The organism is Microbispora hainanensis (genome assembly GCF_036186745.1).
GTDB lineage: Bacteria > Actinomycetota > Actinomycetes > Streptosporangiales > Streptosporangiaceae > Microbispora.
This window is the reverse complement of record NZ_CP108086.1, coordinates 8,676,139-8,689,539: the sequence shown is the minus strand read 5'-3', so window position 1 is coordinate 8,689,539 and position 13,401 is coordinate 8,676,139. Positions and strand designations below refer to the sequence as shown.

Below are 13,401 nucleotides of genomic sequence, written 5' to 3'. Positions count from 1 at the left end.
AGGGGCTCCATCGGGCCCTGGGAGGGGGAAGTCATGACGGAGACCGTGAGCGGCACGGTGTCGGGTGCGGGGGGTCGCCCGGGCAAGCGCCCGCGCAAGGGCCTGAAGATGAAGCGCATCTTCACCACCCCGGGTGTCCACCCGTACGACGAGGTCCGCTGGGAGCGGCGCGACGTCGTGATGACGAACTGGCGGGACGGCTCGGTCAACTTCGAGCAGCACGGCGTGGAGTTCCCGGACTTCTGGTCGGTCAACGCGGCCAACATCGTCACCACCAAGTACTTCCGCGGGGCGGTGGGCACCCCGCAGCGCGAGTCGAGCCTCAAGCAGCTCGTCGACCGGGTCGTGGGCGTCTACACCAGGACCGGCGTCGAGAACGGCTACTTCGCCTCCGACGAGGACGCGGAGATCTTCGACCACGAGCTCAAGCACGCGCTGATCCACCAGGTCTTCAGCTTCAACTCCCCGGTGTGGTTCAACGTCGGCACCCGCTCCCCCCAGCAGGTGAGCGCCTGCTTCATCCTGGCCGTGGACGACACGATGGAGTCGATCCTCGACTGGTACAAGGAAGAGGGCGTCATCTTCAAGGGCGGCTCCGGCTCCGGGGTCAACCTCTCCCGCATCCGCTCGTCCAAGGAACTGCTGTCCAGCGGCGGCACGGCCAGCGGCCCGGTGTCCTTCATGCGCGGCGCCGACGCCTCCGCCGGCACCATCAAGTCGGGCGGCGCCACCCGCCGGGCGGCCAAGATGGTCGTCCTCGACGTGGACCACCCCGACATCGAGGAGTTCATCGAGACCAAGGCGCGCGAAGAGGACAAGATCCGCGCGCTGCGCGACGCCGGGTTCGACATGGACCTCGGCGGCAAGGACATCGTGTCCGTGCAGTACCAGAACGCCAACAACTCGGTGCGGGTCTCCGACGAGTTCATGCGGGCCGTCGAGGCGGGCGACAAGTTCGGCCTGCGGGCCCGGCTGACCGGCGAGGTCATCGAAGAGGTCGAGGCGCGGTCGCTGTTCCGCAAGATGGCCCAGGCCGCCTGGGAGTGCGCCGACCCCGGCCTGCAGTACGACGACACGATCAACGACTGGCACACCTGCCCCGAGACCGGGCGCATCACGGCCAGCAACCCCTGCTCGGAGTACGTCCACCTGGACAACTCCTCGTGCAACCTCGCGTCGATCAACCTGCTGAAGTTCCTGCGCGACGACGACTCCTTCGACGTCGCGACCTTCGTGAAGGTCACCGAGCTGATCATCACCGCGATGGACATCTCGATCACCTTCGCCGACTTCCCGACGCAGAAGATCGCCGAGACCACCCGGGCGTACCGCCAGCTCGGCATCGGCTACGCCAACCTGGGCGCGCTGCTGATGGCGACCGGGCACGCGTACGACTCCGACGGCGGCCGGGCCATCGCGGCCGGGATCACATCGCTGATGACCGCCGTGTCCTACCGCCGCTCGGCCGAGATCGCCGGGATCGTCGGCCCGTACGACGGCTACCAGCGCAACGCCGAGCCGCACAAGCGGGTCATGCGCAAGCACGCCGCGGCCAACGACGACCTGCGCACGCTCGGCGACATGGACAAGGCCCTGCACACCGAGGCCACCCGGCAGTGGCAGGAGTGCCTCAAGCTGGGCGAGAAGAACGGCTACCGCAACGCCCAGGCGTCGCTGCTCGCCCCGACCGGCACCATCGGCCTGATGATGGACTGCGACACCACCGGCATCGAGCCCGACCTGGCGCTGGTGAAGTTCAAGAAGCTCGTCGGCGGCGGCTCGATGCAGATCGTCAACCAGACGATCCCGCGGGCGCTGCGCCGGCTCGGCTACCCGGAGGAGCAGGTCGAGGCCATCGTCGAGTACATCGCCGAGCACGGCCACGTCGTGGACGCCCCCGGCCTGCGGCCGGAGCACTACGAGGTGTTCGACTGCGCGATGGGCGAGCGGGCCATCGCCCCGATGGGCCACGTCCGGATGATGGCGGCCGTCCAGCCGTTCCTGTCCGGCGCCATCTCCAAGACCGTCAACCTGCCCGAGTCGGCCACCGTGGACGACATCGAGCAGGTCTACCTGGAGGGCTGGAAGCTCGGCCTCAAGGCCCTGGCCGTCTACCGCGACAACTGCAAGGTCGGCCAGCCGCTGTCGGTCGCGAAGAAGACCTCCGAGGAGGCCCCCGCAGAGGCGGCGGACAAGGAGCCGGTCGTCCAGGTCGTGGAGGTCGCGCGGCCGACCAGGCGGCGGATGCCCAACCAGCGGCCGAGCACCACCACCCGCTTCACGGTGGGCGGCGCCAAGGGCTACATGACCGCCTCGTCCTACCCCGACGACGGTCTCGGCGAGGTCTTCCTCAAGATGTCCAAGCAGGGCTCGACCCTCGCGGGCGTGATGGACGCCTTCTCCGTGGCGATCTCGATCGGCCTCCAGTACGGCGTGCCGCTCGACACGTACGTGCAGAAGTTCGTCAACATGCGCTTCGAGCCGGCGGGCATGACCGACGACCCCGACGTCCGGATGGCGCAGTCCGTGATGGACTACATCTTCCGGCGGCTCGCGCTCGACTACCTGCCGTACGAGGACCGGGCCGCCCTCGGGATCTTCTCCGCGTCCGAGCGGGCCGCGCAGCAGCGCGGTGAGGACCCGGCCGCGCTGCAGGACGTGGACACCGCCGCGCTCGCCCAGTCGGCGCCGATCGAGAGCGGGCAGGCGCCGGTCGAGAAGGCGCAGCCCGCGCCGGTCGAGAAGGCCCCGGCAGCGCCGGTGGCCGTGCCGGAGCCGCGCCGGGTCGGCGCCTCGCTGGAGAGCCACCAGGGCCGTACGGCGGACGCGCCGCTGTGCATGACCTGCGGCACCAAGATGCGCCCTGCCGGGAGCTGCTACGTCTGCGAGGGTTGCGGCAGCACCAGCGGCTGCAGCTGATCGGTTCGCCGTCAGGCGGGGCGCCGGAGAGATCCGGCGCCCCGTCGGCGTGTTCACGGGACCTCAGACCGCCGCGGCCATGCGGTCCAGGCGGCCGGTGATGACGGCGGTGAACGCGGCGGGGTCCTCGAACGGCAGGCCGTGGCCGCCGGGGACCGTCACGAGCTCGGCGTGGGGAATGAGCCGGGCGAGCTCGCGCTGGTGGTGCGGCGGCACGATCCGGTCGTCGGCGCTGGAGACGATCAGCGTCGGCGCGGACACGTGCGGCAGGAGCCCGGTGATGTCGACGGAGATGTCGGCCAGGGTCTGCCTCTCGAACCCGTCCTCCGCGCCGCCGAGCATCGCCGTGAACGCGGCGGCGGCCTGCTCGAAGTCCTCCGCCGACCGGGCGCGGAGCGTCTCCTCGCCCATCGCGGTGAACTGGAGCAGACGGGCCAGCAACTCGCGGTCGGTGCGCACCAGGCGGACCCACAGGTCCATCTGGAAGGCCATCCACGGGTCGGTCCTGGCCCATCCGGCGTGCGCCGTCAGCGACAGGATCTTCTCCGGCCGGGTGCCCGCCGTCGCCACTGCGACGACGGCGCCGAGCGAGTGGCCGACGAGGTGGAAGCGCTCCAGACCGGCGTGCTCGGCCGCGCCGAGCACCTGGGCGACCAGGTCCTCGACGCGGATCGGACCGCCCGCGTCCACGGTGGCGCCGGAGCCGGACAGGTCGGGGGCGACCACGGTGAAGCGGCCGGAGGCGGCGTCGATGAGCGGGCCCCAGTTGGCCTGCGCGTCGGCGCCGGTGCCGTGCACGAGGACGAGACCGGGGCCGGTGCCGGTGACGAGATAGTTGACGGTGCTCGAACCGACGGTGACGACGGGCATGGTCGTTCCTTTCACGTGGTGATCCGCGCGGGTTCGCGGACGGACATCAGGAGGCCGACGGCGAGCGCGCCGGCCAGGGACAGGAGGGTCAGCAGCCACAGGGCGGTGTGCAGGGCGTCCGCGTAGCCGGCGCTCGCCAGGCGGGCGAACTCCAGCGGTCCGGCTCCCGCCGGCACGGCCCCTGTGATGTCGCCCTGCAGCAGGCGGGAGGTCGCCCGGGCCGCGCGCGCCTCGCCGTACGGGCCGGTCAGGCTCGCCTGGGTCAGCGCGGACAGCACGGCGCCGAGCACGGCGATGGCGACGACCTCGCCGGTGATGCGGGCCGTGTTGAACAGCCCGGCCGCCATGCCGGCCCGCGCGGGCTCGACGGAGGAGACCGCCGCCCCGTCGACCACGGCAAGCGACACGCCGAAGCCGGTCCCGATCAATATCAATGGCAGGGCGAGCCGCGCCGGGCCCGACGCGGCGGGCACCGTCGCCAGCAGACCGGTCCCGGCCGCGACCAGCAGCAGCGTGGTCACCAGCAGGACGCGCTGCGACAGGCGGCGGGCCAGGGCGCCGGTGACGGGCGGCATCACCAGCGTCGGCCCGGTCAGCAGCAGCAACGTCAGACCCGCCTGCCGGGCCGAGTAGCCCGAGGTGGCCATGAGGTACGGCGGCAGCACGATCGTCAGCGCGACGAAGCCGAAGGCGAGCAGGAACGGTATGGACGCGATCGCCGCGAACCGGGGCCGGGCCAGCAGCGACAGGTCGACAAGCGGCGCGGGATGACGGCGCTCGGCCAGGGCGAAGGCCGCCGACAGGACCGCGCACGCGGCGAAGGCGGCCGGCACCGCCGGGTGCGTCCACCCGAGAGCAGGCCCCTCGATCACGCCGAAGGTGAAGGCGGTGAGCGCGAGGGTGAAGGTGACCGCGCCGCCCCAGTCCATGGGGCCGTCCGAAGCGGCGCGTGACTCCTCCAGCAGCGCGCTCAGCAGCAGCACCGGCAGCAGCGCGATCCCGGCCGCGCCGAACAGGACGCGCCAGCCGACGGCGCCGACCAGCGTTCCGGCGATCACCGGGCCGAAGGCCAGCCCCAGCCCGATCGTGGTGCCGAACCACGCGAACGCCCTGGTCCTGCCGGCGCCCGAGGGGTAGGCCTGCGCGAGCAGCGCGGTGCCGCCGGTCATGGCCGCGGCGGCGCCGGCGCCCGCGAGCGCCCTGGCCGCGATCAGTGTGCCGATGTCCGGGGCGGCCGCGGCCAGGAGCATCGCCGCCGTGAACACCCCGGCGCCGAGGGCGAACATCCTGCGCCGCCCGATCCGGTCGGCCAGCGCCCCGGTGCTCGCCATGAACGCGGCGAAGGTGAGGAAGAAGGCGTTGACCACCCACTGGGTGGCGTCCAGCCCGGCGCGCAGGCCCGCGCCGATGTCGCCGAGCGCCTCGGCGCTCCCCGTCGCGGTCACCGGGACGAGCAGCACCGCGGCGCAGACCACGGCGAGCGACGGCGCCCGTCGTCGAGGCCCGGCATAATCCACAGGCATCGATACCCTCCAATCCTGATAACCATCAGAACCCTGATGGAAATCAGAGGATGGATGAATAGAAGTAGGTCTGTCAAACCGGTGATAGAGTCCGCTTGTCAGAGCCCTGATGGCCCGGGGAGGGTGATGATGGGAGCCGAGGAGGCGAGGATCGCCGAGGCGATGGCGTGGCGCCCCGGCAACGCCATCAAGCGCGCAGAACAGGCGCTGATCGCGGAGAAGACCCGTGTGCTGCGGCCGTTCGGGCTGACCGTCCCGCAGTACGCCGCGATGTACGCGCTGTCGCTCGCGCCCGGCATCTCCGGGGCGAAACTGGCACGGTTCTGCTCGGTCACCCCGCAGAGCATGACGACCGTGCTCAAGACGCTGGAGTCGCGTGGGCTCGTGGAGCGGCGTCCGTCCAGCGATCACGCCCAGGTGCTCGTCACCCGGCTCACCCGGGCCGGGCAGGCGCTGCTGCGCAAGGCCGACGCGGCGGCCGTCTCCGTGGAGCGCCGGCTGGTGGAGGAGTTCACGCCCGACGAGGCCGAGCGGCTACGTGACCTGCTGGAACGGGCCGTGGTCGTCCTGGGGGAAACGCCGGCGGGGGAATGAGGCCGAAGATCGTCGCGTTGCCGCAAGCATGCTCATCGGATTCATCGGCAGTGGGAACATCGGCGGCACCCTCGCGAAGCTGGCGGTCGACGCCGGGCACTCGGTGGTGCTGAGCAACTCCCGTGGGCCGGACACGCTCGCCGAGCTCGTGGCGGAGCTGGGCCCGAACGCGCGCGCCGCCACCGCGGCCGAGGCCGCGGCGGCGGGGGACATCGTGGTCGTGACGATTCCCTTCGGCAGATACCGGGAGGTGCCGGTCGAGCCGCTGAACGGCAAGATCGTCATCGACACGAACAACTACTACTTCGAGCGGGACGGCCACTTCCCCGAGCTCGACGCGGGGGAGACCACCGACACCGAGCTGCTCGCCGCACATCTGCCGGGGTCGCGGGTCGTGAAGGCGTTCAACTCCATCCACTACGCCCACCTCGCCGAGCAGGGGCAGCCCGCGGGCACGGAGAACCGGCGGGCGCTGCCCATCGCGGGCGACGACGACGAGGCCAAGAAGACGGTCACCGAGCTGATCGACCAGTTCGGCTTCGACGTGGTCGACGCGGGCCCGCTCGCGGAGGGACGACGGTTCCAGCGGGACAAGCCCGCCTACGGCCCCCGCTTCACCGCCACGGAGCTGCGCGAGGCCCTCGCCAGGGGCTGACGGATCAGCCGGGGGCGACCGTCCGGCGGTCTCCCGCCGGACGGTGGATCGGCGGTCGCGGCCTCCGCGGAGCGGCGGATCAGGCGGGAGTCACCGTCTGGCGGGTGCCGGTCTCCGCGGAGCGGCGGACCGCGTCGAGCAGGCCGTGCAGGCGCAGGCCGTGCGCGAAGTCCGGCACCCGCTCTCCGCCCGTTCGCAGGTCGGCGGCGAGCGCGGCGTAGAGTTCGGCGACGTTGCGCGCGTCGCCCGTCACCCCCGGCACCCGGACGTACTCCTCGGGAACCGGCAGCTCCTTCCACGTGCCGCCGGCCGTCCCGTGCAGGCGCAGCTCGCTGATCTGCGCGTGCGCGCCGCGCGACACGAGGGCGAGGTCGCCCTCCGTGCCGGAGATCTCGATCCGCGCGCCCGGTTCGGTGACCTTGCCGTCGTGCAGGTGCATGGAGAGCACCGCGCCGCTCGTCATGGTGGCGGAGAGCGCGAGCTGGTTGGGGGTGTCTGCCTCGATCGTCTCGCCGCTTTCCTCGATGACGTACTGCTCGCGCTGCACGGCGAGTGTGGCCGACAGGGCGCCGACGCCGCCCAGGAGATGCTCCACGAGGTCGAGCGTGTGCCCGCCCATGACCTCGAGCAGCCCGGCCGCGTTGGCGCGACCGGCCGTGTACGCCCACGAGGACGGCAGCATGCCCCCGGCGCCCTTGCCGGTCGTCGAGTGCACGTTCACCGAGACCACCCGGCCCACGGCGCCGTCCGCGAGCAGGTCGCGGGCGTACGCGACGACCGGGGAGAACCGGCCCTGCAGCCCGAGCGCGTGCCGCACGCCGGCCGCCCGCGCCCGGTCGAGCAGGTCCCGCGCCTCGTCGGTCGTCCGGGCCAACGGCCACTCGCACAGCACGTGCGTGCCGGCGTCCACCGCGGCTTCCACGAGCTCGGCGTGGTGAGGGACCTTGACCGTGACGGCGACGAGGTCCACCTCCGGGTGCGCGGCGAGGGCGCGGGGGTCGGTGAACGCGTGCGCGGCGCCGAACCTGCGCGCGGCCTCGCGGGCGCTGTCCTCCCGGGTGGTCGACACGGCCGTGATCTCGTAATCCGGCAGCGCCCGCAGCGCCGGGACGTGCGCGCGCACCGCCCAGCCGCGCTCGGGACTGGCGCCGACGATGCCCACACGGATTCTGCTCATTGTCCGCCTCCGTTCGTTAAACGGACTTGCTCCGTCCGCTTACGACGCTAGCATAACCGGACGTAGCGAGTCCGCTTGATAAAGTGCCTTCATGAGCAGTAGGGACGGGGCGGTCGGCGCTCTGCTGGCCGCCGAGCCGGGGCGGACGCCCCGGGCCGACGCGCGGCGCAACATGGAGCGGCTGGTGGAGGCCGCGCGGGCGGCGGTGGCCGAGATCGGAATCGAGGTCACCGCGCACGAGATCGCCCGCAGGGCCGGAGTGGGCATCGGCACCTTCTATCGGCGCGTCTCCTCCCGCGAGGCGCTGCTGGAGGCGGTTCTCGACGAGGTGCTCGCGGAGATGGCCGACCTGGCCGCGAACGCCGCGGCCGACCCCGACCCCTGGCACGCGTTCGAGACCTTCGCCGCCACGTACGTGCGGCTGCGCGCGGAGAGCTGCGGCATCCGCGAGGCAGTGGGCGGCGCCTGCGGGCCGAATCTCGACCCCGTTCTCGGGGAGATCCAGGAGGGCCTGCGGCTCCTGGTGGAGCGCGCGCAGAAGGCCGGGGTGATGCGGGCCGACGTGGCCTGGCAGGACGTGCCGTTCCTGCTGGCGGCCGTGGCGACCGGTCCGCGCACGCTCAGACTCCGGGCAGGGGACGAGCAGTGGGGCCGGAACCTGCGGGTCGTGCTCGACGGATTGCGTACGCCGGGGACGCAGGGGCTTCCGGGGACTCCGCCGGCCTGATCGGTCGCCGCCGACGAGCCGGTCCGGGGAGGTCCGTGCCGGTTCAGTCGGTCCTGGCCAGGCCGTGCCGGTTCGGCCGTGCTGGCCGGGTCGTGCTGGTTCGGCCGCCGCTGGTCGGTCTGCGCTGGTCGGTCTGTGCTGGTCGGCCTGGGCTGGTCAGTCGGCCTCGAAGGCGAGCCGGTCGGTGAGCCAGCGGTAGAACTTGATCGAAAACCTGACCCAGTGGGCCACCATCGTGGTCAGGTGCTCCCTCGTCACACCGGCCCCGACGTAGATCTGGGAGTCGCCGACGACCCGCATCAGGCCGTTGTCCTGGGTGAACGTGTACACCTTCGGCCACATCGTGTCGGCGTTCCACTCGTTGAGCGCCGTGAGCAGCATCCGCTTGTCGTCCACCGAATACTGCCTCACGTAGAGGGCCCGTACGGTGAACATGTCTCCTTCCCCGCCGAACAGGAAGTAGATCGTGAGGTGGGCGGTGGAGATCGTCAGGTCGCCCTCGGTGTCTGTGGTGTGCTCGATGTCCAGCTCGTCGAGGATCTCCTCAAGGAGGTCCCGGTCCGGCTGGACGACCGCTGGGGAAGGCGTCACCGCTCCATCCTGCCCCATGGCGCCGTCGATGAAGTGGCAGATGTGACACAGGATGCGGGGGAGAAACCCGGTGTCCGTCACGCCCGGCTTTTCCGGCACACCGCGCTTCGAAGGGCGCGTCAGCCCGGGCGCTCCTCGTCGGGTCCCGGGCTCGCGCCGATCCTGGCCACGAGCGTCGTGATGTCCTCCGCGAGGGAGGCGTCGAGCGGGGCGTGCCGGTTGAGCAGCCGATACCACATCACCCCGAAGATCATGTCGATCAGGAGGTCGAGGTCGGTGCCGGGGGGTGGCGGCATCCGCTCCAGCACCGCCCGCAGGGTGGCGCGCCGCGGGCCGATCAGCCGCGCCCGCAGGCGCTCGCCCAGGGCCGGATCGCTCTGGGCCTCCGCCATGAGGCCGGCCACCACTCTGCCGACCGCGCCGTCCGCGAGCGCGAAGGTCTCGCGCAGGAACGTCTGCAGGTCGGCCTGCGACGGTGCCCGGGAGCTTTCCACAAGGTAGGTCATCGCCTCGAGCAGCAGGTCGGCCTTGGTGTCCCACCAGCGGTAGAGCGTCTGCCTGCCGGTGCCCGCCTCCTCGGCGATGCCCTTCAGTGTCACGTTCGGATAGCCGTCGCGCTCGCACAGCCGCAGCGCGGCCTCGAGTATCGCCCGGCGTGCCTGCTCGCTGCGTGGCCTCCCCACCATGCGCTCACTTTACAGGACACAGTGTCTCGCTTTATAGTTTCGAGGCATCATGTCTCGAATTTGGGAGAGCCGATGAGTGAGCGCGTAGTGATCGTCGGGGGCACGAGCGGCATCGGCCTGGCCACCGCCGTACGGCTGGCCGCGTCGGGCCGCGAGGTCGTCGTCACCGGCCGCACGCCCGAACGGCTGGAGCAGGCCGTCAAGGAGATCGGGGAGCGGGGCTCCGGTGCGGTGGCCGACGCCCGCGACCCGGAGGCGATGCGCGCCCTGTTCGCCGAGGTGGGCCCGGTGGACCACGTCGTCGTCAACGTGTCGGGCCGGAAGGGAGGCGGGCCGTTCCGCTCGCTCTCGCCGGACGAGCTGCGCGCCGCCCTCGACGACAAGCTGATCGCGCATGTGGTCACCGCGCAGGCCGCGCTCCCGGCGCTGCGGCGGGATGGATCGCTGACGTTCGTCGCGGCGGCCAGCGCGAACAGCGCGATGGCCGAGGTGGCCGGGCTGGCGGCGGTGAACGGCGCGATCCAGTCGATGATCCCCGGCCTGGCGGTGGAGCTCGCCCCGCTCCGGGTCAACGCGGTGTCGCCCGGTGTGATCGACACCGAGTGGTGGGACGGGCTGGGGGACGGCCGGCAGAGCACGCTCGACGCGTTCGCCGCCGCGACCACGGTCGGCAGGATCGGCGCCCCCGGCGAGGTGGCGAACGCGATCGCCTACCTGATCGACACGGGCTACGCGACGGGCACCGTGCTGACCGTCGACGGCGGCGTCCGGCTCAAGCCGGGCGTCCAGTCGTAGCGACCGCCCGGCCGGGGCCCCGGCATGGTGCCGCTGCCGGTGTGGTGAGCCGAGCCCCGGCCCGCCGCGACCCCCGTACGGCGCGGCGGTCAGCACGGCGTAGCGGTCAGTGGCCGGGATCAGCACAGCGCCGTGGCCGGTGGGGGCGCCGTGGTCGATGGGGACGGGGCGCGGGAAGTTGACGTACTGCGGTCGGCGGGGTGCTGTGGTCGGCAGGGCGCCGTGGTCAGTAGGGGTGCCGTGGTCAGTGGGGTGTGGTGCGGGCGAGGATGTGCGGCGGGACGGGATGCGCGGCCGCGTGCGGGTCGGTCACCGGGGCCTGCCACGACCGGGTGAGCGGCAGGATCCCGGCCCAGACGTCGTGCGGGTCGTCGGCGTCCTCCGGGTGGCCCTCGCGCACCTTGACCGACGCCTCGGCGAGCGGCACCGCGAGGATCGTCGTCGCGGCCAGCTCCTTGCGGTTCGGCCGCCGGGCGTAGTCCCACTGGCCGGGTGCGACGTGCTCGGTCAGGCATCGCAGGGCGGCGAGCTTCTCGTCGCCCTCCAGCACCCGCGGCACGCCGTAGATCATCGCGCTGCGGTAGTTCACGCCGTGCTCGAAGACCGACCGGGCCAGCACCAGGCCGTCGACGTGGGTGATCGTCACGCAGACCGTCGTGCCGCGGGTGAGGCTGCGGCCGGCCACCGAGCCGTGCACGTAGAGATGGCCGTCGTCGAAGCCGTACACCGTCGGCACCACCATGGGGTCGCCGTCCACGACGACGCCGAGGTGGCAGACGAACCCGGCCCGGAGCACCTCGAACAGCGCCTCCCGGTCGGTGCGGCCCTGCTCTCGCAACCGGCGGTGCCGGGTCCGCTCGGTGGCGGACAGATCGCTCATGAGGCGACATTCAACCAGCAAAGCGGTCAGCCCGCCCGGCGGGGACGCCGGGCGGGCCGATGCGTGGATCGTTGCGGAGGACGGGAAGACGTGCCCGTCAGTGCCCGCGCCGCTCAGGCGGCGGACGTCGGACCGGATGTCCTCGGGAACCGGATGACGTTTCCGCCGGTGTAGGCGCTGAAGTCGACGATCTTCCTGTCTTTTCTGTTCCGCCTGGGCCTGCGCCGCAGCGCGGTCCTGATGTCCCTCACTTTGGCGAGCGACTGGACTTCGGCGAGCGACGGCACCACCGTGACCATGTTCGTTTCCCCCCGACCGTGATGGTTCCGTGACCTTCCCGGTATAGATATCGGAGAGCCGGTAAAAGGGGCGTAAAGCCTCTCACGTCACACCGGTTTCCGGGAGCCGTTCAGTGCGGAAGCGCCCGGCCGGAGGGGGTGCGCAGGTCGAGCTCGGCTGCGGGACGACGGACGCGGCGGGGCCTGCGGATCCTGATGCGTCTCATGGCCCTTCCTCCTTCCTGACGTTACGCAGACTATTCGCCCAGGCTGCCGCCGTCTTCCCCTTTTCGCTCAAAGAGAGCCGGGCACCCTGCGGCTCACGACGCAGATCCGGTTCCAGGCGTTGATCTGCGCGATGGCGACGACCAGCGCGGCCAGTTGCTCCTCGGTGTAGTGCTCGGCGGCGTCCGCCCAGATCTCGTCCGGCACGGGGTCGGGCCGGTCGGCGAGCCGGGTCGCGGCCTCGGTCAGCGCCAGAGCGGCCCGCTCGGCGTCCGTGTAGAAGGGCGCCTCCCGCCAGGCGGCGACCGACCACAGGCGCTCGTCGGCCTCCCCGGCCTTCTTGGCATCGCGGACGTGCATGTCCAGGCAGAAGGCGCAGCCGTTGATCTGGCTGGCCCTGATCTTGATGAGTTCCAGCGTGGCGGGGGGCACGTCGCACGCGTGCAGGAAACGCTCCACACCGCGCATGGCCTGGTAGGCCTCGGGAGCCAGCTCGCGGACGTTGATCCGCTCGGTCATCGTCATTTCCTCGTCTCGTCGGCCCGCATCACTCGGGCGAGTTTCTCGGGGTTCAGGACCATGTCGACGGCGGTGATCCGGCCGCCGGCGACGGTGAGGCCGATCACGGTGACCAGCCGTCCGTCCCGATAGCGCAGCAGGCCCGGCCAGCCGTTCACCACGGCGGGGACCAGCTCGAACCGGCCGAACCTCCCGATGCCGGACAGCAGCCTGGCCACCTTGGCCGCTCCGCTGACGGGCCGCCTCCCGGCGCGCACCCGGCCGCCGCCGTCGCTGCGCAACACGACGTCCGGGTCGAGCAGCGCGACCAGGGCGTCGATGTCGTCGCCGAGGCAGGCCCGGGCGAAGGCGTCGACCACCCGCCGGTGCTCGGAGGGGTCCACGTCGAACCGGGGAGCGCGCGACGCGACGTGCGCCCGGGCCCGGGCGGCGAGCTGCCGGCAGGCCGCCGGGCTGCGCCCGACCGCCTCACCCACCTCGGCGAACGTCAGGCCGAACACGTCGTGCAGCACGAACGCGGTCCGCTCGGCCGGGCTGAGCGACTCCAGCACGACGAGCATCGCCATGCTCATCGACTCGTCCAAGGTCACCCGCTCCGCAGGATCGGGCTGAGCGATAACAGGTTCGGGCAGCCACGGGCCCACGTACTCCTCCCTGCGGTGCCGCGCCGAGCGCAGCACGTCGAGAGCGAGCCGGGAGACCGTGACCACCAGCCAGCCGGTCACGTCCCTGATCTCGTCGCCGCCCGCGGCCTCGGCCGACCGCAGCCGCAGCCAGGCGTCCTGCACGACGTCTTCGGCCTCGTCGAGGCTGCCGAGCAGGCCGTACGCGACGCCGAGCAGCCGGGGCCGCATCGCCAGGAACGTCTCCTCGAACGTCGCCTGGGTCTCGGTGCCGTCGTCATGGTCGTTCACATTCTGAGGACGAGACACCCCCTCAGTGTGTGACATCCCCGGGCGCGC

Annotated in this window: 14 protein-coding genes; 5 read left to right on the top strand and 9 right to left on the bottom strand. The window is 71.8% G+C overall.

The genetic code is table 11. The features are described 5' to 3' along the window. Positions 1-33: 33 nt before the first annotated feature. Positions 34-2,919, top strand: coding sequence for a vitamin B12-dependent ribonucleotide reductase (locus OHB01_RS39270; RefSeq protein ID WP_142645767.1), 2,886 nt, complete (start codon positions 34-36; stop codon positions 2,917-2,919). Between the two features lie 63 nt (positions 2,920-2,982). Here the strand turns inward: OHB01_RS39270 and OHB01_RS39265 are convergent, their stop codons facing one another. Both OHB01_RS39265 and OHB01_RS39260 read right to left on the bottom strand, forming a co-directional pair. Beyond that, a complete protein-coding gene (locus OHB01_RS39265; RefSeq protein WP_142645766.1) occupies positions 2,983-3,789 on the bottom strand; it encodes an alpha/beta fold hydrolase in 807 nt (268 codons plus the stop codon). Between the two features lie 11 nt (positions 3,790-3,800). Further along, complete coding sequence (locus OHB01_RS39260; protein WP_328854735.1) at positions 3,801-5,312, bottom strand: MFS transporter; 1,512 nt, start codon at positions 5,310-5,312, stop codon at positions 3,801-3,803. Between the two features lie 126 nt (positions 5,313-5,438). Between OHB01_RS39260 and OHB01_RS39255 the strand changes: the two genes are divergently transcribed. Both OHB01_RS39255 and OHB01_RS39250 read left to right on the top strand, forming a co-directional pair. Beyond that, positions 5,439-5,906: a MarR family winged helix-turn-helix transcriptional regulator gene (locus OHB01_RS39255; RefSeq protein WP_240971011.1), complete on the top strand. Its 468-nt coding sequence runs from the start codon at positions 5,439-5,441 to the stop codon at positions 5,904-5,906. Between the two features lie 28 nt (positions 5,907-5,934). After that, positions 5,935-6,561, top strand: a complete 627-nt coding sequence (locus tag OHB01_RS39250) for an NADPH-dependent F420 reductase (protein ID WP_142645764.1) — start codon at positions 5,935-5,937, stop codon at positions 6,559-6,561. 79 nt (positions 6,562-6,640) lie between these two features. Here the strand turns inward: OHB01_RS39250 and OHB01_RS39245 are convergent, their stop codons facing one another. Then, entirely contained in the window at positions 6,641-7,738 is a 1,098-nt protein-coding gene (locus tag OHB01_RS39245) for a Gfo/Idh/MocA family oxidoreductase (RefSeq protein WP_328710705.1), read from the bottom strand. Positions 7,739-7,829: 91 nt separating this feature from the next. Between OHB01_RS39245 and OHB01_RS39240 the strand changes: the two genes are divergently transcribed. Then, positions 7,830-8,465 (top strand): TetR/AcrR family transcriptional regulator, encoded by a 636-nt coding sequence (locus OHB01_RS39240; protein ID WP_328854734.1) that lies wholly within the window; start codon positions 7,830-7,832, stop codon positions 8,463-8,465. 156 nt (positions 8,466-8,621) lie between these two features. On the opposite strand, the gene OHB01_RS39235 is transcribed toward OHB01_RS39240, so the two are convergent. Both OHB01_RS39235 and OHB01_RS39230 read right to left on the bottom strand, forming a co-directional pair. Further along, positions 8,622-9,056, bottom strand: coding sequence for a YbjN domain-containing protein (locus OHB01_RS39235; protein ID WP_168065677.1), 435 nt, complete (start codon positions 9,054-9,056; stop codon positions 8,622-8,624). A gap of 119 nt (positions 9,057-9,175) precedes the next feature. Further along, complete coding sequence (locus tag OHB01_RS39230) at positions 9,176-9,742, bottom strand: TetR/AcrR family transcriptional regulator (protein ID WP_142645760.1); 567 nt, start codon at positions 9,740-9,742, stop codon at positions 9,176-9,178. A gap of 72 nt (positions 9,743-9,814) precedes the next feature. On the opposite strand from OHB01_RS39230, the gene OHB01_RS39225 reads away from it, so the two are divergent. Continuing rightward, entirely contained in the window at positions 9,815-10,537 is a 723-nt protein-coding gene (locus OHB01_RS39225) for an SDR family oxidoreductase (protein ID WP_328854733.1), read from the top strand. 244 nt (positions 10,538-10,781) lie between these two features. Here OHB01_RS39225 and OHB01_RS39220 read toward each other — a convergent pair whose 3' ends face one another. The 4 genes from OHB01_RS39220 to sigJ all read right to left on the bottom strand — a co-directional run bounded on the left by OHB01_RS39220 (position 10,782) and on the right by sigJ (position 13,353). Next, positions 10,782-11,417 carry a pyridoxamine 5'-phosphate oxidase family protein gene (locus tag OHB01_RS39220; protein ID WP_142645758.1) on the bottom strand — a complete coding sequence of 212 codons (636 nt, stop codon included), beginning with the start codon at positions 11,415-11,417 and terminating at the stop codon, positions 10,782-10,784. A 113-nt stretch (positions 11,418-11,530) separates the two neighbouring features. Beyond that, positions 11,531-11,716: a hypothetical protein gene (locus OHB01_RS39215; protein WP_147942820.1), complete on the bottom strand. Its 186-nt coding sequence runs from the start codon at positions 11,714-11,716 to the stop codon at positions 11,531-11,533. Positions 11,717-11,989: 273 nt separating this feature from the next. Then, positions 11,990-12,439, bottom strand: a complete 450-nt coding sequence (locus OHB01_RS39210; protein WP_142645756.1) for a carboxymuconolactone decarboxylase family protein — start codon at positions 12,437-12,439, stop codon at positions 11,990-11,992. Positions 12,440-12,441: 2 nt separating this feature from the next. Further along, a complete protein-coding gene (sigJ, locus tag OHB01_RS39205; protein WP_260617127.1) occupies positions 12,442-13,353 on the bottom strand; it encodes an RNA polymerase sigma factor SigJ in 912 nt (303 codons plus the stop codon). Positions 13,354-13,401: the final 48 nt, after the last annotated feature.